The 21,479-nt window shown below is 61.7% G+C and carries 22 protein-coding genes and 1 tRNA gene; 12 read left to right on the top strand and 11 right to left on the bottom strand.

Annotated elements, in window-relative coordinates:
• Positions 1-56 precede the first annotated feature (56 nt).
• Positions 57-896 carry a bifunctional DNA-formamidopyrimidine glycosylase/DNA-(apurinic or apyrimidinic site) lyase gene (gene mutM, locus CSE6_RS02855; protein WP_059439835.1) on the bottom strand — a complete coding sequence of 280 codons (840 nt, stop codon included), beginning with the start codon at positions 894-896 and terminating at the stop codon, positions 57-59.
• Positions 897-946: 50 nt separating this feature from the next.
• On the opposite strand from mutM, the gene CSE6_RS02850 reads away from it, so the two are divergent.
• The 7 genes from CSE6_RS02850 to pth all read left to right on the top strand — a co-directional run bounded on the left by CSE6_RS02850 (position 947) and on the right by pth (position 6,834).
• A complete protein-coding gene (locus CSE6_RS02850; RefSeq protein WP_059439834.1) occupies positions 947-2,734 on the top strand; it encodes a tetratricopeptide repeat protein in 1,788 nt (595 codons plus the stop codon).
• On the top strand, positions 2,731-3,252 hold the full coding sequence (locus CSE6_RS02845; protein WP_034357603.1) for an outer membrane lipoprotein LolB: 522 nt from the start codon (positions 2,731-2,733) through the stop codon (positions 3,250-3,252). Before CSE6_RS02850 ends, CSE6_RS02845 begins: the two co-directional genes overlap by 4 nt.
• Before the next feature lie 59 nt (positions 3,253-3,311).
• Positions 3,312-4,175 carry a 4-(cytidine 5'-diphospho)-2-C-methyl-D-erythritol kinase gene (ispE, locus tag CSE6_RS02840; RefSeq protein ID WP_059439833.1) on the top strand — a complete coding sequence of 288 codons (864 nt, stop codon included), beginning with the start codon at positions 3,312-3,314 and terminating at the stop codon, positions 4,173-4,175.
• Between the two features lie 30 nt (positions 4,176-4,205).
• Positions 4,206-4,282 (top strand) — tRNA-Gln (locus tag CSE6_RS02835).
• 44 nt (positions 4,283-4,326) lie between these two features.
• Positions 4,327-5,286: a ribose-phosphate pyrophosphokinase gene (locus tag CSE6_RS02830; protein WP_003066035.1), complete on the top strand. Its 960-nt coding sequence runs from the start codon at positions 4,327-4,329 to the stop codon at positions 5,284-5,286.
• Positions 5,287-5,442: 156 nt separating this feature from the next.
• Positions 5,443-6,066, top strand: a complete 624-nt coding sequence (locus CSE6_RS02825) for a 50S ribosomal protein L25/general stress protein Ctc (RefSeq protein ID WP_034389256.1) — start codon at positions 5,443-5,445, stop codon at positions 6,064-6,066.
• Positions 6,067-6,195: 129 nt separating this feature from the next.
• The gene (pth, locus tag CSE6_RS02820) at positions 6,196-6,834 is read left to right on the top strand and encodes an aminoacyl-tRNA hydrolase (RefSeq protein WP_034357598.1); all 639 of its coding nucleotides are present in this window, start codon (positions 6,196-6,198) and stop codon (positions 6,832-6,834) included.
• A gap of 80 nt (positions 6,835-6,914) precedes the next feature.
• On the opposite strand, the gene CSE6_RS02815 is transcribed toward pth, so the two are convergent.
• Positions 6,915-7,175: a YfhL family 4Fe-4S dicluster ferredoxin gene (locus tag CSE6_RS02815; RefSeq protein ID WP_003066028.1), complete on the bottom strand. Its 261-nt coding sequence runs from the start codon at positions 7,173-7,175 to the stop codon at positions 6,915-6,917.
• 175 nt (positions 7,176-7,350) lie between these two features.
• Here CSE6_RS02815 and CSE6_RS02810 point away from each other — a divergent pair, with 175 nt between their 5' ends.
• The 5 genes from CSE6_RS02810 to CSE6_RS02790 all read left to right on the top strand — a co-directional run bounded on the left by CSE6_RS02810 (position 7,351) and on the right by CSE6_RS02790 (position 12,736).
• Complete coding sequence (locus CSE6_RS02810) at positions 7,351-8,313, top strand: ABC transporter permease (RefSeq protein ID WP_059439832.1); 963 nt, start codon at positions 7,351-7,353, stop codon at positions 8,311-8,313.
• The gene (locus tag CSE6_RS02805) at positions 8,310-9,215 is read left to right on the top strand and encodes an ABC transporter permease (protein ID WP_059439831.1); all 906 of its coding nucleotides are present in this window, start codon (positions 8,310-8,312) and stop codon (positions 9,213-9,215) included. Before CSE6_RS02810 ends, CSE6_RS02805 begins: the two co-directional genes overlap by 4 nt.
• Before the next feature lie 6 nt (positions 9,216-9,221).
• Positions 9,222-10,250: an ABC transporter ATP-binding protein gene (locus tag CSE6_RS02800; RefSeq protein ID WP_059439830.1), complete on the top strand. Its 1,029-nt coding sequence runs from the start codon at positions 9,222-9,224 to the stop codon at positions 10,248-10,250.
• On the top strand, positions 10,247-11,077 hold the full coding sequence (locus CSE6_RS02795; protein WP_054073486.1) for an ATP-binding cassette domain-containing protein: 831 nt from the start codon (positions 10,247-10,249) through the stop codon (positions 11,075-11,077). The genes CSE6_RS02800 and CSE6_RS02795 overlap by 4 nt, the downstream gene beginning before the upstream one ends.
• A 171-nt stretch (positions 11,078-11,248) precedes the next feature.
• Positions 11,249-12,736: an ABC transporter substrate-binding protein gene (locus CSE6_RS02790; RefSeq protein ID WP_003066019.1), complete on the top strand. Its 1,488-nt coding sequence runs from the start codon at positions 11,249-11,251 to the stop codon at positions 12,734-12,736.
• Positions 12,737-12,902: 166 nt separating this feature from the next.
• On the opposite strand, the gene CSE6_RS02785 is transcribed toward CSE6_RS02790, so the two are convergent.
• The 9 genes from CSE6_RS02785 to CSE6_RS02745 all read right to left on the bottom strand — a co-directional run bounded on the left by CSE6_RS02785 (position 12,903) and on the right by CSE6_RS02745 (position 21,461).
• Complete coding sequence (locus CSE6_RS02785; protein WP_059439829.1) at positions 12,903-13,550, bottom strand: LysE family translocator; 648 nt, start codon at positions 13,548-13,550, stop codon at positions 12,903-12,905.
• A gap of 78 nt (positions 13,551-13,628) precedes the next feature.
• Positions 13,629-14,519: a DMT family transporter gene (locus tag CSE6_RS02780; protein WP_003066016.1), complete on the bottom strand. Its 891-nt coding sequence runs from the start codon at positions 14,517-14,519 to the stop codon at positions 13,629-13,631.
• Between the two features lie 176 nt (positions 14,520-14,695).
• A complete protein-coding gene (folE, locus tag CSE6_RS02775; RefSeq protein WP_003073932.1) occupies positions 14,696-15,418 on the bottom strand; it encodes a GTP cyclohydrolase I in 723 nt (240 codons plus the stop codon).
• A 205-nt stretch (positions 15,419-15,623) separates the two neighbouring features.
• Positions 15,624-16,388 carry an endonuclease/exonuclease/phosphatase family protein gene (locus CSE6_RS02770; RefSeq protein WP_003066010.1) on the bottom strand — a complete coding sequence of 255 codons (765 nt, stop codon included), beginning with the start codon at positions 16,386-16,388 and terminating at the stop codon, positions 15,624-15,626.
• A 14-nt stretch (positions 16,389-16,402) separates the two neighbouring features.
• Entirely contained in the window at positions 16,403-16,906 is a 504-nt protein-coding gene (gene nudB / locus CSE6_RS02765) for a dihydroneopterin triphosphate diphosphatase (RefSeq protein ID WP_045838426.1), read from the bottom strand.
• A gap of 243 nt (positions 16,907-17,149) precedes the next feature.
• Positions 17,150-18,955, bottom strand: a complete 1,806-nt coding sequence (aspS, locus tag CSE6_RS02760; protein ID WP_059439828.1) for an aspartate--tRNA ligase — start codon at positions 18,953-18,955, stop codon at positions 17,150-17,152.
• An 18-nt stretch (positions 18,956-18,973) separates the two neighbouring features.
• Positions 18,974-19,618, bottom strand: coding sequence for a DUF502 domain-containing protein (locus tag CSE6_RS02755; RefSeq protein ID WP_003058473.1), 645 nt, complete (start codon positions 19,616-19,618; stop codon positions 18,974-18,976).
• 14 nt (positions 19,619-19,632) lie between these two features.
• The gene (locus CSE6_RS02750; RefSeq protein WP_012837126.1) at positions 19,633-19,908 is read right to left on the bottom strand and encodes an FmdB family zinc ribbon protein; all 276 of its coding nucleotides are present in this window, start codon (positions 19,906-19,908) and stop codon (positions 19,633-19,635) included.
• 101 nt (positions 19,909-20,009) lie between these two features.
• Positions 20,010-21,461 carry a sodium:solute symporter family protein gene (locus CSE6_RS02745; protein ID WP_034357577.1) on the bottom strand — a complete coding sequence of 484 codons (1,452 nt, stop codon included), beginning with the start codon at positions 21,459-21,461 and terminating at the stop codon, positions 20,010-20,012.
• Positions 21,462-21,479 lie beyond the last annotated feature (18 nt).

The raw sequence follows: 21,479 nt of genomic DNA, 5'->3' as shown, positions 1-21,479 counted from the left end.
TGTGACGTCAAAACATGCCTGAACGCATACTCAAACTGCGGTATTAGCTATCAAATTCAGAGAGTTTTTGCGGCCTTCTGGCAGCGGGCGCAGTAATAGGTGCTGCGCTGCCCCTGGCGCATGAGCTGGATGGCGGCGCCGCAATGCGAGCAAGGCAGGCCATCGCGGCCATAAACCTGGGCCTCCAACTGAAAGTGCCCTTCCATGCCGTTGGCCGCGGAAAAATCGCGCAAGGTCGTGCCGCCTTTCTCCACCGCCAAGGCCAGCACGGTTCGAATGGCCTCATACAAAACCTTGACCTTGCGCCTGCCCACATCGCGCGCCGGTGTTGTCGGGTGAATCCGCGAGAGAAACAACACCTCGGAAGCATAGATATTGCCGACACCGACGACCACGCTGCCGCTGAGCAGCAGTTGCTTGATGGGCGAGCGACTGGCCGCCAGCCCGGCTTGAAAGGCGTCCAGCGTGAATCCGTCGCTCAGCGGCTCCATACCCAGATGGTCAAGCAGCTTGCGCGCCAGGGCATCGCCTTCATCCGGAACATAGATCACGGCTCCGAAGCGGCGCGGATCATGCAGACGCAGCAAGCCGCGCGATGTCTGCAGGTCGAAGTGATCATGCACTCCGCCAGTTCCCAGCGGCTCCTCGTCGCGGCCCACAAAGCGCAGACTGCCAGACATGCCCAGGTGCATGAGCAGCAGACCCTCGCTCAGGTCCAGCAGCAGATACTTGCCGCGTCTGCGCACGCCCAGCACGACCCTGCCGACCAATGCCTGCGGCAACAGCCCCAGAGGCCAGCGCAGGGGCTTTCCCAAGGTGGCTTTCTCAATCTGCGCACCCGCAATGCGGTCAGCAAAAGAGCGGCGCGTAACCTCGACTTCGGGCAACTCAGGCATGCAATCTCATCTTCGCCAAGTGTTCAACAAGCTTGGATTATTATGAGCCGATGGTTCATCCTCTACGTTTTCAGGGACTCGCCGTGGCCGCCGTTCTGGCCATGGGATCGGCAATCGCATCCGCCCAGACCGCTGACCCGCCATCCCAGCAGGACAAGATCGAGCAAAGCACCGATCTAGAGCAGGCCGCGGAGCGTGAGAATGAGCAAGCGGCCCTCTCTGCCGAGCTGTTCTACGAAATCCTGGTGGGAGAGATGGCCGCTCAGGAAGGCGCCCTGACGGACGCCCAGGCCCTGATGATGGAGGCCGCGCGCAGCAGCAACAACGAAAAGCTCTATCGCCGCGCCACCGAACTTGCCATTCAGTCCCGCTCGGGCGACCGCGCACTGCGCAATGCCCGCGCCTGGCTGGAGGCCTACCCCGAATCACGCGATGCCAACCGCGCAGTGCTGCGCATTCTGGTGGTGATGAACCGCATTGCAGACTCGGCCAGCTATCTGCGTCGAGAGGTCGAGCTGACCCCTCAAGCCAATCGCAGCGCCACTTTTCTGGCCATCACCCAGCTCTACAACAATGCCTCGGACAAGCCTCTGGCCGCCGATGTGGTCGAGCAAGCGCTGGAAATCGATTTAAAGGACCCGAAGAACGGCCCCATGGCCTGGGCCGCCATAGGCCATATGCGCCTGATCGCCGGTCAGAAGCCTGCCGCCCTGCAGGCGCTGCAGAACGGCGCCAAGCTGGGTCCTGAATCGGGTGCCGTCGCCTTGCTGGCCATGGAACTGCTGGAATCGGGATCCGCCGAAGTGGAGCCGCTGGTCAAGCGCTATCTTGAAAAGAATCATTCGCCACAACTGCGCCTGACCTATGCCCGCGTGCTGCTTGGACAAAAACGCAACGCCGATGCCAAGACCCAGTTGCAGCTCATAACGCGCGAGGCGCCCGAATTTCCGGAAGCCTGGGTCATGCTCGCCAATTTGCAATTGCAGGATGGTGAGCTGGATGCTGCCGACGTCTCCCTGACACAGTTCAGCGCTCTGCTGCCCAAGCTGCCTGAGGGTGTGGGTCGCGCTGCTGGCGAATCCCAGCTCTATCTGCTCAGGGCCGACCTGGCAGAGAAGCGTCAGCGCTACGACGAAGCCGACATCTATCTGCAGCGCATTCCCGATGCCGCCAACCTGCTCAGCGTGCAGGCCCGGCGCGCCGATCTGCTGGCTCGCCAGGGCAAGGTGAAGGAAGCTCGTGCCCTGATCCAGGCCATTCCGGCAAACGGCCCCAACCAGAAGCGCCTCAAGCAGATTGCCGAGGTGCAGCTGCTGCGCGATGCAGGCCTGAACAAGGAAGCCTATGCGCTGCAAGCTCAGTTGCTGAGCCAGGCACCCGATGATGTGGAGCTGGCCTACGACACCGCCTTGCTCGCGGAAAGAGCCGGAAATTTCAGCGAGATGGAGCGCCTGCTGCGCGACATCATCAAGCGCAAGCCCGATTTCAAGCATGCGTACAACGCACTGGGATATTCCTACGCTGATCGCGGCATCAAGCTGGAAGAAGCGCAGACCTTGATCCAGACCGCTCTGGACATGCAGCCCGGCGATCCATTCATCACCGACAGTCTGGCCTGGGTGCATTTCCGCCGCGGCAATCTGGACGAAGCCGAAAAACTGCTGGAGCAGGCCTATGCCACGCGTCAGGATGCGGAAATTGCCGCCCACCTGGGGGAAGTTCTCTGGGCCCAGGGCAAGCAAGACCGCGCCCAACTCATCTGGCGCCAGGGCATGAAGGCAGACAGCAGCAATGACACTCTGCTGGAAACCCTCAAACGCCACAAAGTGACGCCATGAAGCGCAGGCCGACTTTCTTGAAAATTCTTCCAGCCCTCGGGCTGGCCCTGGGAGCGGCCATGCTCGGCGGCTGCGCCCAACCGGCACGGCAGCTGCAGCTCGATGTGACGGCCAGCCACCACTGGTCCGGCCGCATGGCACTACAGGTCCAGGATGCCCAGCAGCAATCCTTCAGCGCCGGTTTTGAGCTGCAAGGCCAGCCCGAGAGCGGAACACTGCTGGTCTTCAACCCGCTGGGATCCATCATGGCCCGCCTGCAATGGACGCGTGCCGGAGCCACCTTGCAGCAGGGCGATCAGATCACCCAGTCAGACTCCCTGCCTGAACTCATCACCCGCATGACAGGCAGCGAGATTCCCGTCACCGCGCTGTTCGACTGGCTGCAAGGCAAGAACACGGCTGTGACCGGCTGGCAGACAGATCTTTCGCGCATCAGCGATGGCCGCCTGCGTGCCGACCGCATCAGCCCGCCACCCGAGGCCTCCTTGCGCATCGTTCTCGATCAGGACGCTCGCTGACTGGCCGGCAACCCGGTGCTATCGTTGCACCGTTTTTCTCTTATTGACACATACACGCCATGCACTCGCTTTATGACGTGCCGGCCCCGGCCAAGCTCAACCTTTTTTTGCACATTACCGGCCGCAGGCCTGACGGCTATCACCTGCTGGAATCCGTCTTCATGCTCATCGACTGGCATGATGTGCTGCATCTCGAGCGCACGGTCAGCAGCCAGATCAGCCGTGAAGACCTCAATGGCGTTGACCTGCCTGCCGATGATCTGATCACACGCGCGGCCCGCGCCCTGCAGCAAGCCACAGGCTGCACGCAAGGCGTGCGCATAGGGGTTGAAAAGCACCTGCCCGCCCAGGCCGGCATGGGGGGCGGCTCATCCGATGCGGCCAGCACACTGATGGCATTGAACCGCCTCTGGAATCTGAACCTATCGCGCCAGGAACTGCAAAGCATAGGCGTGAAGCTCGGCGCCGATGTTCCCTTTTTCCTCTGCGGTCACTCGGCCTGGGTCAGCGGCATCGGCGAATTCATCACCCCGCTGACAGGCCGCAATGCCTTGCCGGAGCAGCAGTTCCTGGTGGTCAAACCCGAACAGGGCCTGGAAACTGGCAAGATTTTTTCCAGTGATCTCCTGAAACGAGACACAAAGCCTGCTATAGTTGCGGACTTCGCTGCAAATCACTTCGGCTTTGGCCGAAACGACCTGCAGCCGGTCGCTGAAGGCTTGCAGCCCGAGGTGATGAAAGTCAGAAGCTGGCTCGAATCACTCAAATTGCATGCTAGAATGACGGGCTCTGGAAGTGCGGTATTTGCACCGATAGCGCAAAGCATTGATTTGAGCTGTGCTCCTGGCACATGGCAGATCAAGGTTTGCAGAAATCTGGAAAAACACCCACTTAATAGCTGGATTCCAGAGAACAAGTTATAAGGCTGTTTGTCTTCGACAAAAGGCCTGTGTAGGGGAGTCGCCAAGTTGGTTAAGGCACCGGATTTTGATTCCGGCATGCGAAGGTTCGAATCCTTCTTCCCCTGCCAAACATCTTCTTGCGTCATAGCAACCCACAGCACTGGGACGCACAATGCATTCACATCACTCTGATTTCATGGTCTTCACAGGCAATGCCAATGCTGGCATGGCCGAAGAGATTGTTAAGCACCTCGGCACCTCTCTTGGTGCTGCTGACGTTGGCCGTTTCTCCGATGGAGAAGTCGCGGTCGAGATCAAGCAGAACGTTCGCGCCCGCGACGTTTTCGTGGTTCAGTCCACCTGCGCTCCGACCAACGACAACCTGATGGAGTTGCTGGTCATGGTCGATGCCCTCAAGCGCGCATCGGCCGAGCGCATCTGCGCCGTGATCCCTTATTTCGGCTACGCCCGTCAGGACCGCCGCCCCCGCTCCAGCCGCGTGCCCATCACCGCCAAGGTGGTGGCCAACATGCTGCAGGCCGTAGGTGTCGAGCGCGTGCTGACCATGGACCTGCACGCCGACCAGATCCAGGGCTTTTTCGACATCCCCGTGGACAACATCTACGCCACCCCCGTGCTGCTGGGTGACCTGCGTCAGAAGAACTACGAAGACCTGATCGTCGTCTCCCCCGACGTTGGCGGTGTGGTGCGTGCTCGCGCCCTGGCCAAGGAACTGGGTTGCGATCTGGCCATCATCGACAAGCGTCGCCCCAAGGCGAACGTGTCCGAAGTCATGCACGTGATCGGCGATATCGACGGCCGCAACTGCGTGATCATGGACGACATGATCGACACCGCCGGCACGCTGGTGAAGGCCGCCGAAGTGCTCAAGCAGCGCGGCGCCAAGAACGTGTACGCCTACTGCTCGCACCCCATCTTCTCGGGCCCGGCCCTGGAACGCATCGGCAACGGCAGCGCTCTGGACGAAGTGGTTGTGACCAACACCATTCCTCTGAGCCCCGCAGCCCAGCAGTGCGGCAAGATTCGCCAGCTGTCTGTGGCCGGCCTGTTTGCCGAGACAATTCACCGCATTTCCACAGGTGATTCGGTGAGCAGTCTGTTTACCGCTTAAAATCTCTGGTTTTTCGGCTTCGAGCCCAAGCAAACCTCCTTCGGGAGGTTTGACCGTTTCGAGGCCACCGCAAGAATCCACGGCCTTGCTGCAAGGTGCAGATTCTTTTATCAATCGGGCGAGACTGGTCGCGGTCCGCCCATCTAGGAGTTAGTTATGCAATTCGTCGCTACTGAGCGCGCCAAGCAAGGTACGGGTGCGAGCCGCCGTCTGCGTCTGTCGGGCAAGACCCCCGGTATCGTCTACGGTGCTGGTGAAGCCCAACTGATCGAAATCGATCACAACGCCCTGTGGCACGCTGTGCACAAGGAAGCTTTCCACTCCAGCATCCTGGACATGGAAATCAACGGTCAAGTGACCAAGGTCGTGCTGCGCGACGTGCAGTTCCACCCCTACAAGAAGCTGGTGCAACACATCGACTTCCAGCGCGTGGACGGCAACACCAAGCTGCACATGAACGTGCCCCTGCACTTCGAAGGCGTTGCTGAATCCCCCGCCGTGAAGGTCGAGAACTGCACCGTGACTCCTCTGATGCACGAGCTGCAAGTGATCTGCGAACCCGCAAACCTGCCCGAGTTCATCAAGGTGGACCTGAGCGCTCTGACTTCCAAGTCCGTGCTGGGCCTGCAAGCTCTGAAGCTGCCCAATGGCGTGAAGGCTGTGGTGCGTGGCGCCAACAAGAACCCTTCGCTGATCTCCATCAAGCTGCCCGAAGTGGCTCCTGCCGAAGGCGCCGCACCTGCTCCCGCAGCTGCTCCCGCCAAGAAGGGCAAGAAGTAATTCTTGTGACTTCGGTACGGCGCCTGCCGCTGTACTCCAAGAAAAGGCCCACCTCGGTGGGCTTTTTCTTTGGCCCATGCACAACAGCCCCTGCCCGCCCAGCCTTGCTGGCAAGAAGATAATCGAGCAATGATCAAACTGTTTGTCGGCCTCGGCAATCCCGGCCCTGAATATGAAGACACCCGGCACAATGCCGGCTTCTGGTGGATTGATGCGCTGGCGCGCGAACTCAAGGTCAACCTGGTTCCAGAACGCAGCTACTGGGGATTGATGGCACGCACCAGCATCCACGGCCAGAGCATCTGGCTGCTGGAGCCGCAGACCTTCATGAATCTCTCGGGCAAGTCGGTCGGCACACTGGCCCGCTTCTTCAAGATTCAGCCCGAGGAAATCCTGGTCGTGCATGACGAGCTGGACTTCGAGCCCGGCGTGGTCAAGCTCAAGCTCGGCGGCAGCCATGGCGGCCACAACGGCTTGCGAGATATCCATGCCCAGCTCGGCTCGCCCAATTACTGGCGTCTGCGCGTAGGGATCGGTCACCCCGGCCACAAGGGCGAGGTCGCCAACTGGGTGCTCAAAAAGCCGGCCCCCGACCAGCTCAAGCTGATCGAAGACGCCATCGCACATTCGCTCAAGGCCTGGCCCGATATGGTGGCCGGCCAGATGGACAAGGCGACTCTCGCGATTCACACCACCAAGGCGCCCCGCCCCAAACCGCCCCGCAAGCCTGCGCCCGATGCCGCCCAGCCCGCAGCTGGCGAGGCCTGAACCCGAGACAGAATGAAAAATAGCTCCTGAATAAGGAGCTATTTGCGCTTGATATACAAGTAATTCAGGCTAAAAAAGCCTTAACTTTCTTTCTTGGCCTGCGTAAGCAGCTCATATTTTTTGAACAGAACCTCACGGCTTTCGATGTACTCCGGATTCACCGGTATGCAGGCCACGGGGCAGATCTGCACGCACTGGGGCTCGTCAAAGTGGCCCACGCACTCGGTGCACTTGTGCGGATCGATTTCGTAGAACTCCTCACCCATATAGATGGCATCGTTGGGGCACTCGGGCTCGCACACATCGCAGTTGATGCATTCATCGGTAATCATCAATGCCATGTGCCAGCTCCTGTGCAGTTCTCGGTATCGGCCCACATTATCCCAAGCTCCCCAAGACATGGCAGCGCCTGGGACAAAGCCGCCCCCTCTCGGACACGGCACAATTGCCGCTATGCTGCGCAGCACGCAAACACCGCGTCTGAGCCCACTTCACGATGAAACAACGCCCCACGCCATGAGCATCTTCCTGCTCAAACGCCTGCTCACGCTGGTCGCCACATTGATCGGTGCCTCCATCGTGGTTTTTGCCGTGCTGGAAGTCCTGCCCGGCGATGCAGCCCAGATGCTCATGGGCCCCGATGCCGAGCCCGAGGCCGTGACGGCCATGGCTCAGCAACTGGGCCTGGACCAGCCCGTGCTGACACGCTACTGGCAGTGGATAGCCGGCTTGCTGCACGGCGACATGGGCGACAGCTACGTCTATGGCTCGCCCGTGACCGAGCTGGTCTGGGAACGCCTTGCGGTCACCGTGCCGCTGGCCATCATGGCCATGTGCATCACCGCCGTGCTGGCCATTGCTGCGGGAGTGTTTGCGGCCGCCAACCACAAACGCTGGGGCGATGTGGGCCTCATGGGCCTGGCCCAGATCGGCATTGCCATCCCCAACTTCTGGTTTGCGATTCTTTTGATCCTGCTGTTCTCGGTGAAGCTGCAATGGTTCTCGGCCGGCGGCTTTCCGGGCTGGAGCGAGGAGGCCGGCGGCGGCTTCTGGCCTGCGCTGCAGGCACTGCTGCTGCCTGCCGTTGCGCTGGCCGTGGTGCAGGCAGCCATCCTGGCACGCATCACCCGCTCTGCGGTGCTGGAGGTGCTGCGCGAGGACTTTGTGCGCACGGCCCGCGCCAAGGGGCTTTCACGCGGCGCGGCGCTCTGGCGTCATGTGCTGCGCAACGCCATGATTCCCGTCGTCACCGTCATGGGCCTGCAGTTCGCCAACCTGCTGGCAGGCACCATCGTGGTGGAGAACGTGTTCTATCTGCCGGGCCTGGGCCGACTGATCTTTCAATCCATTTCCAACCGAGATGTGATCGTGGTGCGCAACTGCGTGCTGCTGCTGGCCGCCATGGTGGTGGTGGTGAATTTTGTCGTCGACGTGCTTTATGCCGCCATCGACCCCCGCATCAAGGCCAGCGATATATGAGCAGGCAGACCGATACCCGCGCCAGCGTGAGCGACTACCCGACACGCGCCTTCACGCGCACACAGCCCCAAAGCTTTGGCCGGCGCGCCTTGCAGCACCGCAGCTTTGTGCTCGGCGCCCTGCTCACGACCTTGCTGGTTGCCGCCGCGCTGCTGTCTTTTGCCTGGACCCCCGGCTCAGCCTATGAAGTGGATATGGACGCAGCCCTGCAGGCCAGCAGCAGCCGGCACTGGCTGGGCACCGATGCCTTCGGGCGCGATATTGCCTCGCAGATTCTGGTCGGTGCACGTGCATCGATTGCCGTGGGCCTGATCGCCGTGGGCATAGGTCTGACGCTGGGCGTGGTGCTGGGCCTGGTCGCCGCTGCACGCCGTGGCTGGGTGGAGGAAATCATCATGCGGCTAGCGGACTTCACCTTTGCCTTTCCAGCCCTGCTCTCGGCCATCATGCTCACAGCCGTGTTTGGAGCCGGCATGGTCAATGCCATCATTGCCATCGGCATCTTCAACATCCCCACCTTTGCGCGCATCACCCGCGCCTCGGCCAACGCCATCTGGGCGCGCGACTACGTGCTGGCCGCGCGCGCCTGCGGCAAAAGCCGCAGTGCCATCACTTTGCAGCATGTGTTGCCCAATATTGCGGCCGTACTCGTCGTGCAGGCTACCATTCAGTTTGCACTGGCCATTCTGGCCGAGGCCGCCCTATCCTATCTGGGCCTGGGCACGCAGCCGCCCCAGCCATCCTGGGGACGCATGCTCAGCGAAGCCCAGACCCTGATGTTCCAGGCGCCGCTGCTGGCCGTCTGGCCCGGCCTGGCAATCGCCTTGTCGGTGCTGGGTCTGAACCTGCTGGGCGACGGTCTGCGCGACCTGCTGGACCCTCGACTGACACGCGAGCGTTGAATCACCATGGCTTTGCTTGAAGTCTCCAACCTCACCATCAATCTGCAGACCCATCGCGGCCGGGCCCAGGCCGTGCGCGATGTGAGCTTTACGCTGGAGCGCGGTGCCACGCTGGGCCTGATCGGCGAATCGGGCTGCGGAAAATCGCTGACGGCATTGGCGCTGATGGGCCTGCTGCCCGAGCACGCGCAAGTGGACGGCAGCATCCAGCTGGACGGCCAGGAACTGCTGTGCCTGAGCGAGCGCCAGCTCTGCGCCCTGCGTGGCAACCGCATGGCCATGGTGTTTCAGGAACCCATGAGTGCCCTCAACCCCGTGCACAGCATCGGCCGCCAGGTGGCAGAACCCCTGCGGCTTCATCTGGGAATGAGCCGCGCCCAGGCCCGCGCCCGCGCCACCGAGCTGCTGGAGAGGGTGGGCATCGCGCAGGCTGCGCAGCGGCTCGATGAATATCCGCACCAGTTCTCCGGCGGCCAGCGCCAGCGCATCATGATTGCCATGGCTCTGGCCTGCGGTCCCGATCTGCTGGTGGCCGACGAGCCCACCACAGCCCTGGATGTGACGGTTCAGCAGCGCATTCTGGATCTGCTGCAGGAGCTGGTGGCCGAGCATTCCATGGCGCTGGTACTCATCAGCCATGACCTGGGCGTGATTGCCCAGAATGCGGAACAGCTGCTGGTCATGTATGGCGGCACCGTGGTCGAATCCGGCATGACGGAAGCGGTGTTCGCCAGGCGCGCCCACCCTTATACGCGCGGCCTGTTTGCTGCACGCCCGCAACTCCACGCCACAGAAGGTACAGCCCATCTGCCCACCATTGCCGGAGCCGTGCCAGAGCTCGTGGACCTGCCCGCAGGCTGCCCGTTTGCGGGCCGCTGCGCCCATACTCAGGACGAGTGCTATGTGGAGCGCCCCCAGCCTCGCACGCTACACCAGCCCAGCATGATGGCACCGGCCTCTCTCGCTTCCTGGCGCCAGCCCCATGTGGCACGCTGCCTGTATGAACAGGTGCTGACGGCAGGAGCAAGGACATGAACGAGCCAGCCGAAACCTCTGAAGCTGGAACCAGCAGCGCAATCTTGCTCAGGGTTAGCGGCCTGAAACGCGCATATTCACGTCCCCGCACATCACTGTGGCACAAGCCCGAGCCGCTGCAGGCGCTGCGCGGCGTGAGCTTCGAGCTGCAGGGCGGACAAAGCCTGGGCGTGGTCGGCGAATCGGGCTCCGGCAAGTCCACGCTGGCGCGTCTGGTCATGGCTCTGGACCGCCCCAGCGAAGGCAGGGTGGAACTGCTGGGCCGCAATCTGCACCTGCTGTCCGAACAGGAACTGCGCGCCGCGCGGCGCGACTTCCAGATGGTGTTTCAGGACCCCTATGGGTCGCTGGACCCGCGCATGACAGTGGAAGCCATCGTCAGCGAGCCTTTGGGAACGACTCATGAGAAGCTCAGTCGCCCTGCCAGGCGCCAGCAGGTGCTGAGCGTGCTTGACCAGGTCGGTCTGCGCGCGCAGGACGCCGACAAATATCCGCACGAGTTCTCCGGCGGCCAACGCCAGCGCATTGCCATTGCCCGCGCTCTGATAACCCGCCCCCGCCTGATCGTGGCCGACGAGCCGGTCAGTGCGCTCGATGTCTCGGTGCAGGCCCAGGTGCTCAATCTCATGCAGGACCTGCAGCGCGAGCTGGGCCTGTCCTATCTGTTCATCAGCCATGACCTGGCCGTGGTCCAGCATGTCTGCGATCAGGTCATCGTGCTCCATCAGGGTGAAGTGGTGGAGCGCGGCACACCGCGCAAGCTGTTCTCCGCCCCCGAGCACCCCTATACCCAGGCCTTGGTCAAGGCCGCACCGCGAGTCATCTGAACCGGGCCGGCAAACAGTTGTTCACACTCGCAGCAGCGATATGCCTGCGACCACTGCAAAGACTGCTCCGACTGGTGTAAAAACGCATATGAAACAAGTCCGCTCCCCGCGATGACTTGCAGCGCTTTTGATGGCCCCATGCGGCCAGCCCCCCCATCGGAGACTTTGTTGATGCTCAATCGCCGCTCCTTGCTGGCCAGCTCGGCTGCCAGCTTGCCCTTGTTCGCTGCCTGGCCTGCCATGGCCCAGGCCAAGAAAGACAGTGTCACGCTGGCCATGACGCTGGAGCCGCCAGGACTGGACCCCACGGCCGGGGCTGCCTCCTCGATTGCCGAAGTCGTGCTCTACAACGTGTTTGAGACGCTGACCAAGATCAACTCCGACGGCAGCGTCTCGCCTCTGCTGGCCGAAAGCTGGGAAGTCTCGTCCGATCTCAAGACCTATACCTTTCGCCTGCGCAAGGATGTGAAGTTCCAGAACGGAGAGCCCTTCAACGCTGCCGCCGTCAAGTTCTCGTTCGACCGCGCGGCCGCCGACAAAAGCACCAACAAGGACAAGCGCACCTTTGCCAATCTGAGCACCAAGGTCGCCGACGAGCATACGGTGGTGCTGACCAACCAGGAAATCGATCCCGACTTTCTGTTCATGATGGGTCAGGCAACCTCCATCGTTGTCGAACCCAAGAGCGCCACCACAAACGCCAGCAAGCCCGTGGGCACCGGCCCCTACAAGCTGGCGGCCTGGGCCAAGGGTGCATCGGTCACGCTGACCGCCTGGCCCGGCTATCGCTCGGCACAGAGCATTCGCATCAAGCGCGCCGTGTTCCGCTTCATCCCCGATCCCGCAGCACAGGTTGCAGCCCTGCTGGCCGGCGATGTCGATGCCTTCCCGCGCGTCTCGCCGCGCAGCGTGCCCCAGTTCAAGGCCAACGCCCGCTTTCAGGTGGTGGTGAGCAACTCGCGCGCCAAGACCATTCTGGCCATCAACAATGCGCGAAAGCCGCTCAGCGATATCCGCGTGCGCCGTGCCATTGCCGCCGCCATCGATCGCAAGGCCGTGATTGCCGGTGCCGCCGATGGCTATGGCGTGCCCATCGGCAGCTACTATGTGCCCACGGCCTTTGGCTATGTGGACACCACAGGTGTCAACCCCTTTGACCTGGAAAAAGCCAAGGCTTTGATGGCTGAAGCTGGCGTCAAGACCCCGCTGACGCTGACCATGACGCTGCCGCCCGCGCCCTATGCGCGCCAAGGCGGTGAGCTGATTGCAGCCCAGTTGGCCAAGATCGGCATCCAGCTCAAGCTGCAGAATGTGGAATGGGCACAGTGGCTGTCGGGCACCTACACCAACAAGAACTACGACCTGACCATCATTTCGCATGTGGAGCCGTTTGATCTGGGCAACTTTGCCAAGCCCGATTACTACTGGGGCTACCAATCCCAGGAATTCAACGAGCTTTTCGACAAGATCAAGCACACACCGCGCCCCGCCGACCGCGCACGCCTGCTTGGCGATGCCCAGCGCCTGCTGGCGCATGATTCGGTGCACGGCTTTCTCTACACCCCGCAGTGGGTGACCGTGGCAAACAAGAAGCTGCGCGGGCTGTGGAAGGACATGCCGGTGTTTGTGAATGACTTGTCTGCTCTGTCCTGGGGATAAGAGCGACAAGCTCCCCTTGAGGCGCCATGCGCCTTCCCCCTGGCCGGGCGCCCCTCTCTCTACATGGGAGGGGGCGACAGCCTCGCTGCGGGGCGTTGCAGCCGGCACAGGCCCTTCCTCGCTGTCCTGGCCTTTTGAGTCGCGCCAGTTTTAAGAGTGTTTGCCTCTAGCGTTGCACCATCACAAGACGAAGTGCGAGCGCACCGAAAACGGTCGCAGCGATGCGGTTCAGCCAGCGCTGGGCGCGCACGGAGCGCTGCAGGATCTGGCCAAAGAGCCCCGAGAAACAGGCGATAGAGCCAAAGACCAGCCAAGCTGCTGCCATGAAGACGCTGCCCAGCACCATGACCTGCACTGGCACGCTGCCGCGAGCGGGGTCGGCAAACTGAGGCAAAAAGGCCAGAAAGAAGATCAGCACCTTGGGGTTGGTCAGGTTCATGACCACGCCTCTGCCCACCCAGCCCATGGCGGAGCGCAGAGTCAGCACATCGCGCTGCTCCTGCGCCTTGGCACTTTCTTCGACGCTGACCGGCGCATGCCATGCGCCCCAGGCCAGATAGGCCAGATAGGCGGCGCCGCAGAGCTTGAGCGCCGTGAACAGCATGGGCGATGTGGCCACCACGGCCGCCAGCCCCAGCGCCACGGCGGCCGTATGTCCGACAATGCCCAGACACAGGCCCAGCACCACGCACAGCCCCACGCGCCAGCCGCGCTGTGCCGATTGCACCAGCACAAACAGGTTGTCGGGGCCTGGGCTCAGGCCCAGCAGCAAGGCCACGCCAAAGAATGTGATCAGGACTTCCCAGGTCGGCATTTTCAGCTCTCTTCAAAAAAAATAGCTATTTGCGATTCATCGACAAGGGCTACAGGCCTTTTCGACAAACGACTCACTTCAACCCAGCCCCAGTGCCGTCACGCCCAGGGCAATCATCACGGCCCCGGCAATGCGCAAGGCCCGGTCGCCCTCGCCCAGCAACCTGCCGCCGATCAGGGCTGCGAACAACATGGACACCTCGCGCGCCGGTGCGACGTGAGAGATTGGCGCGCTTTGCACGGCATAGAGCACCAGCACATAGGCAATGGGGCTGAAGAAAGCCACCACGGCTGCATAGCGCCATTGCAGTCGCCACAGGCGCTTGGTCTCGGGCCAGTCCCGGGCGGCCAGCGGTGCCAGAATCACCAGGCGGATCAGGTTGCCCATATAGTCCACCAGAATCGGCGACATCAGCAGCATCTTGACGGCATAGCTGTCCACCACGGTGTAGCTGGCAATGAACAAGCCCGTCAGCAGGCCGTAGTAGAGGCCCGCCAGCACACGCTGACGCGCCTCCAGGTCCTGTCCGTCGCGAATGGCCACGATCATGCGCGGACCGCCCGCGATCAGGAACACGCCCAGCACCACGCCCGCAATGCCGGCAGCCCCCAGCGTTGAAATCTGTTCCCCTAAAAACATCACCGCCACCAGCGATGAGATCAGTGGCCCGCTACCGCGCGCCAGCGGATAGACCACGGTGAGATCGGCCACGCGGTAGCCGCGCAGCAGCACCACGAAATAAGCCACATGCAGCACGGCGCTGGCGGTGACGAAGGCCCACTCCATCCAGCCCCAGCCCGGCACCACATCCTTGCCCAGCCACCAGCCCAGCGGCAGCCAGATGACGGCATTGCAAATGGCGGTGTAGAGCGAAAAACGGGCATCTCCGCCCGCCTTCTTGGCCACGATATTCCAGCCCGAATGGATCAGGCCGGCCAGAATGATGAGAGTGAACGCTTGCAGGGACATGAGAGCCGGAAATGCAAAAGGCCGCGCGATGCGCAGCCCTTCCAAAGATCAGTTTTCAACACAGAACACAACCCACAAACTAGCGTGCCCCAGGCCAGAGACACCGAGCAAGAGCCGCCTCGCGGCGAAGGTGTCCTCCCCCCTCGGGGGAAGGCGCAAAGCGCCACAGGGGGCATTTATTTTCTAGCTGCTATGAGCGACAGGAATTCGCGGCGCAGTTCGGAGTTGGTGAGGAAAGCGCCGCGCATGACGGAATTCAACATCTTGGAATCCATCTCGCGCACGCCGCGCCAGGACATGCAGAAATGCGAGGCTTCCATGACCACGGCCAGCCCGTCGGGTCGGGTCTTGTCCATGATCAGGTCGGCCAGCTGGATGATGGCCTCTTCCTGAATCTGCGGGCGACCCATGATCCAGTCCACCAGACGCGCGTACTTGGACAGACCGATCACATTGGTGTTCTTGTTGGGCAGCACGCCGATCCAGATCTTGCCGATCACGGGGCACAGGTGGTGGCTGCAGGCGCTGCGCACGGTGATCGGGCCGACGATCATCAGCTCGTTCAAGTGTTCGGCGTTGGGGAATTCGGTGATGGCCGGCTGATGCACATAACGGCCGCGGAACACCTCATTCACATACATCTTGGCCACACGGCGGGCCGTGGCGCGCGTGTTGTGGTCGTGCACGGTGTCGATGACCATGGAGTCGAGCACGCCCTGCATCTTCTCCTGCACCTCGTCCAGCAGCTTCTCCAGCTCGCCGGGCTCAATGAATTCGGCAATGTTGTCGTTGGCGTGGAAACGTTTTTTAGCTGCCTGCAGCCGCTCGCGGATCTTGACCGAAACGGGTGTTCCTTCGGCTGAGTTGTCTTTTTTCATGTCGGCGAGATCTCTGAACATCCAAGAATGGTACCAGTGAATCAACTTCCCGAAGCCACAAAGGATTTGCCGTCCATATGCATGTTTACAAGGCATTGGAAGCTATGGTTTCAGGAGCAATCTCAAAATAAGCATGCACCCGACCAGAGACAGCGAGCAAGCGCCGCCACGCGGCGAGGCTGTCGCGCCCGCCCGAGCAGCGGGCGCGGGGCCGGGCTCAGGGCCGCTACAGCTTGAACTCTGCGATCAGCGGCAGATGATCCGACATGCGCCACCAGATGCGCCCCTTGGGCACCTGCAGCCCCAGCGGGGTCAGGCCGCGCACATAGATATGGTCGAGCTGCGCAATCGGCAGCCGCGAAGGATAGGTCAGAATGCCCTGCGTTTCCTCGTACTCGAACAGGCCGAAACCCGCCAGCATGCGCTTGATCTGGTTGCCCCAGTCATTGAAGTCGCCCGCCACCACCAGCGGCGCATTGGGCGGCACCTCTCGCTCGATGAAACGCTGCAGCAGTGCAATCTGGCGAATGCGGCTGCCCGGAATCAGACCCAGGTGCACGACGATGGAGTGCACGCGCTTGCCGTGGATGTCCAGCTCCACATGCAGCAGGCCGCGCTGCTCGAAGCGATGGTCCGAGATGTCCTCGTGCTGGTAGCCGATCACCGGCCAGCGGCTGAGCAGCGCATTGCCGTGCTCGCCGTCCCGGGTATAGGCATTGGTCAGATAGACGGACTCGTAGCCTTCGGGAGCCAGATACTCGGCCTGAGGCACATTGGGCCAGCGGTCGAAATACTGCTCCTCCTTGCGGTTCATCTTGCGAACCTCCTGAAGGCAGACGATGTCCGCATCGAGCTGCTCCACCGCGAGTCCCAGATTGTGAATCTCCAGCCTCCTGGCAGGGCCCAGGCCCTGCACACCCTTGTGAATGTTGTAGGTGGCCACGCGCAGGATCTGCGGCTCTGGCGGCGTAAACAACTGAACTTCAGACATAGGCACTGTGGGTTTCAAGGCTGTTGCCTGCAGCGGCGCTCGACCAGCGCCGGCTCGAAGCGCGGCAACAGCAAAATAGCTTCTGCGTTGGAAGAAGAAAAGCAGCGCTGGGCTGCCTCACGCCAATCATGCCAATCATGTGCGGTGTGCTCCCGGGGATTCAAGTGCACGCTCATGTGAAGTGGCACACGAAGGCCGAAGACACGCTCCTGGTTATGGCTGACGCCCGGCGCGTAACGATGCAGCCATTGCGGATAGATGGCGTAGACGTTCTCGAGTTCCCAATCGGTCAGGCAACACTCCGGCGCCAGCGCATCGATGCCGGTTTCCTCGAGCACCTCGCGCACGGCGGTTTCATGCCAGTCCTCGTCCAGGCTGTCCTTGCTGCCCGTGACGGATTGCCAGAAAGGCTCTCCCTCGGGCGCGGCAATGCTTCGACGCAGCAGCAACACCTGCCCGTCTTCACGGTAGATCACGACCAGCACGGACTGCGGAATCTTGTAGGGCCTGGCTTCCATCGCAGCATATTAGCGCGGCCAGCATGACAGCAGGCTGAGTCGCCCTGCTGCTTGATAGCCATCAATATTCATAGCTTCAACCGCTTTCCATTCATTGAATTCAGACTGATAACCATCTGAATTTCAAGATTGACAGGCGCAAGCAGCTCCCGATTTCAAAGCAACAAAAAAGCGCCAGCCGCTTTCGCGAACTGGCGCCCGGCGGTGAACAGCGACCGGCGCTGTTCACGGGGAGCTTGGCAATCAAGCCTCGGTGGTGACCACCATGGGGTTGCGCAGCTTGATGTGCAGCTCGCGCAGCTGCTTCTCGTCCACGGGCGAGGGAGCCTGGGTCAGCAGATCCTGGGCGCGCTGTGTCTTGGGGAAGGCAATCACGTCGCGGATGGAGTCGGAGCCGGTCATCAGCGTGATCAGACGATCCAGGCCGAAGGCCAGACCGCCGTGGGGAGGCGCACCGTACTGCAGCGCGTCCAGCAGATAGCCGAACTTGGCACGTTGCTGCTCGGGCGTGATGTTCAGGGCTTCGAACACCTTGGCCTGCACGTCGGCACGGTGGATACGCACCGAGCCGCCGCCCAGCTCCCAGCCGTTCAGAACCATGTCGTAGGCCTTGGCAATGCACTTGCCTGGATCGGTGTCCATCAGGTCTTCGTGACCATCCTTGGGCGAGGTGAAGGGGTGGTGCACGGCCACCCAGCGGCCGCTGTCCTCGTCATGTTCGAACATGGGGAAGTCCACCACCCACAGAGGCGCCCACTTGTCTTCGAACAGGCCGCTCTTCTTGCCGAATTCGCTGTGGCCGACCTTCAGACGCAGGGCGCCGATGGAGTCGTTGACGATTTTTTCCTTGTCGGCGCCGAAGAAGATGAGGTCGCCATCCTGTGCACCGGTGCGCTTGACGATTTCGGCCAGCGCAGCATCGTGCAGGTTCTTGACGATGGGCGACTGCAGGCCTTCACGGCCCTTGGCCACTTCGTTGACCTTGATCCAGGCCAGGCCCTTGGCACCGTAGATCTTGACGAACTCGGTGTAGCCGTCGATCTCGCCACGCGAGATGGCAGCGCCGCCGGGCACGCGCAGGGCCACGACACGGCCGCCCTTGGTGGTGGCGGGGGTGGAGAAGACCTTGAAGTCCACATCGCCCATGATGTCGGTCAGCTCGGTGAACTCCAGCTTGACGCGCAGGTCGGGCTTGTCCGAACCGAAGCGGAAGGCCGCGTCCTGGTAGGTCATGATGGGGAACTCGCCCAGATCCACGTTCAGCTGGGTCTGGAACACTTCCTTGATCATGCGCTGGAAGATGGCGCGGATTTCCTCTTCGTTCAGGAAAGAGGTTTCGCAGTCGATCTGCGTGAATTCGGGCTGGCGATCAGCGCGCAGGTCTTCGTCGCGGAAGCACTTGGTGATCTGGTAGTAGCGGTCGAAGCCCGAGACCATCAGCATCTGCTTGTACAGCTGGGGCGACTGGGGCAGCGCGAAGAATTCGCCGTCATGCACACGCGAGGGCACCAGGTAGTCACGGGCGCCCTCAGGCGTGGACTTGCCCAGCATGGGGGTCTCGATGTCGATGAAGCCTTCCTTGTCGAGGAAGTTGCGCACCTGGATGGCGGTCTTGTAACGCAGCATCATATTGCGCTGCATCACGGGACGACGCAGATCCATCACGCGATTCGTGAGGCGCACGGTTTCCGACAGATTGTCATCGTCCAGTTGGAAAGGAGGCGTGACGGAAGCGTTGAGCACGTTCAGCTCATGGCACAGCACTTCGATCTGACCGCTCTTGAGCTTGTCGTTGGTAGTGCCGGCGGGACGCGCACGCACCACACCCTTGACCTGCACGCAGAACTCGTTGCGCACGTCTTCGGCCACCTTGAACATCTCGGCGCGGTCGGGGTCGCAGACCACCTGCACATAGCCTTCACGGTCGCGCAGGTCGATGAAGATCACGCCACCATGGTCACGGCGGCGATTCACCCAGCCGCACAGGGTCACGGTTTCGCCCATTTGGGCTTCGGTCACCAGACCGCAGTATTGAGAACGCATTGCCATGAAAATTCTTCCTGCACCTTAGGGGTGCGACAAGGTTGTTTGTTTGGATTCTTCGATCAGAGCGAGGTCTGGCGGAGCCACCACGCCCATCGAAACAATGTATTTGAGCGCCGCATCCACACTCATCTCCAGCTCGATGCACTCGCTCTTGCGCACCAGCACGAAGTAACCCCCGGTGGGGTTGGGTGTGGTGGGCACGAAGACGCTCACATATTCATCGCGCAGCAAAGCCGCCACTTCACCGCTGGGCTGGCCTGTGACGAAAGCCACGGTCCATACGCCCTCGCGCGGCCACTGCACCAGCACTGCCGTGCGAAAAGCGTTGCCGCTGTCGGAGAACACGGTGTCCGAGACCTGCTTGACGCTGGAATAGATGGAGCGCACCACGGGAATGCGACGCACCAGCGCATCACCCCAGCCCACCAGTTTGCGGCCGATGAAATTGCTGGCAATGCCGCCCACGAGCAGCAGAATCAGCAAGGTCAGAATAACGCCAAAGCCCGGAATATGCATGCCCAGCAATCTGTCGGGCTGCCAGGCCTCGGGAAGAATGGCCAGCGTCTGATCAAGCGTTCCGATGATCCAGTTGAGCACGCCCAGCGTGATCACCAGGGGAACGATGACCAGCAAACCGGCAATCAGCCACTTGCGCAATGCAGACATAGTGTGGGTAAGCCTCAGGAATTGGCGGGCGCAGGGGCAGGGGCAGCTGCTGCAGGTGCAGCGGCACTGTCACTGGATGAAGAGGTGCTTGCAGCCGGCTTGCTGCCGCTGTTCTTGAAGTCCGTGGCATACCAGCCAGAACCCTTGAGCTGAAAGCCCGGAGCGGTGAGCTGCTTGGAAAACGCCTCGGCCCCGCAAGCTGGGCACACGGTCAGCGGCGCGTCCGAGATTTTCTGCAGCACATCCTTGGCGTGACCGCAGGAGCCACACTTGTATGCATAGATAGGCATAGCGCTAAAAACGGAGAAAGTGCAAAAACCCTCAATTATAGGCGCCGCCCCTGGTTTTGCTGCGCTGCGCAAGCAAGCCCCGGTGCAGCCGGTTTGCTCTCTCAAGCCTTGATCTCGGCCAAGGACTCGATTTCACGGTGATGGTTGCTGATCCACTGGGGCAGCAGCGAGCCTGCAAGCATGCCGGCAACCGCAGCCAAAAGACCAGCCAGCTGCTGTGGAAAAGCCTGGTTGAGCGCGGGCGTGACCATGAAGACCAGCCACACACCTATGCCCAGCGCCACGGCACTGATGGCACCCTGGGTGGTGGCTCGCTTCCAGTACAGGCCGAACACCAGCGGCACGAAGGCCCCCACCAGCGGCACCTGATAGGCGCTGGCGACCAGCTCATAGATGGGCGTGCCCTCCATGGCTATCGAATAGGCCAGCACGCAGGCCGCAAACACCAGCACGCTGATGCGCATGGTCCTGAGGTTTTCCTTGTCCGTGGTGTAGGGACGGAACTGGCGCCAGATGTTCTCGGTAAAGGTCACGCTGGGAGCCAGCAAGGTGGCCGACGCGCAGGACTTGATGGCCGAGAGCAGCGCGCCGAAGAACAGCACCTGCATGGCAAACGGCATCTTGTCCATCACCAGGGTGGGCAGCACCTTCTGCGGATCATCGGCCAGCAGGGCCGTGGCTTCGGCGGGCATGATGATGAGCGCACTGGCCACCAGGAACATGGGTACGAAGGCAAAGATCACATAGCAGGCACCGCCGATGATGGTGCCGCGCACGGCCGACTTCTCGGTGTCTGCCGACATCACGCGCTGGAAGATGTCCTGCTGCGGAATCGAGCCCAGCATCATGGTCACGGCAGCACCGATGAAGAAAACGATTTCATGCAGCGAGGGCTCGGGCAGAAACTTGAAGAGATCGCGGCTGGTGGCCAGATCGACCACCTTGCCCGCGCCGCCCGCCATGTCACCGGCAAAAAAGGCCAGTATCAGCAGGCCGGCGACCAGGATGATCATCTGCACGAAATCCGTCACGGCCACGGACCACATGCCACCGAACAGGGTGTAGACCAGCACCGAGAGCACGCCTATCGTCATGCCCATGGGAATGCTGACGACACCGCCCGAGAGCAGGTTGAACACCAGGCCCAGCGCCGTGACCTGGGCCGAGACCCAGCCCAGATAGCTGAGCATGATGATCAGCGAGCAGACCACCTCGATAGCTCGGCCATAGCGCGAGCGGTAGTAGTCGCTGATGGTCAGCAGATTCATGCGGTAGAGCTTGGCCGCAAAAAAGACGCCCACCAGGATCAGGCACATGCCCGCGCCAAACGGATCCTCCACCAGCGCATGCAGACCGCCTTCGATGAACTTGGCCGGCACGCCCAGCACCAGCTCGGACCCGAACCAGGTCGCGAATGTGGTGGTGATGATCATGTAGAGCGGCAGATGACGGCCGGCAATGGCGAAGTCCGCCGTGTTCTTCACGCGTCTGGCGGCCCACAGGCCGATGCCGATGGTCACTAACAGGTAGACGATCACCAATGAGAGCAGCACGCTGGCACTCCTCGAACT

It is taken from the genome of Comamonas sp. E6, assembly GCF_001010305.1.
GTDB lineage: Bacteria > Pseudomonadota > Gammaproteobacteria > Burkholderiales > Burkholderiaceae_C > Comamonas > Comamonas thiooxydans.
Note: the sequence above shows the minus strand (reverse complement) of the source record. Positions and strands in the feature narration are given on the sequence as shown.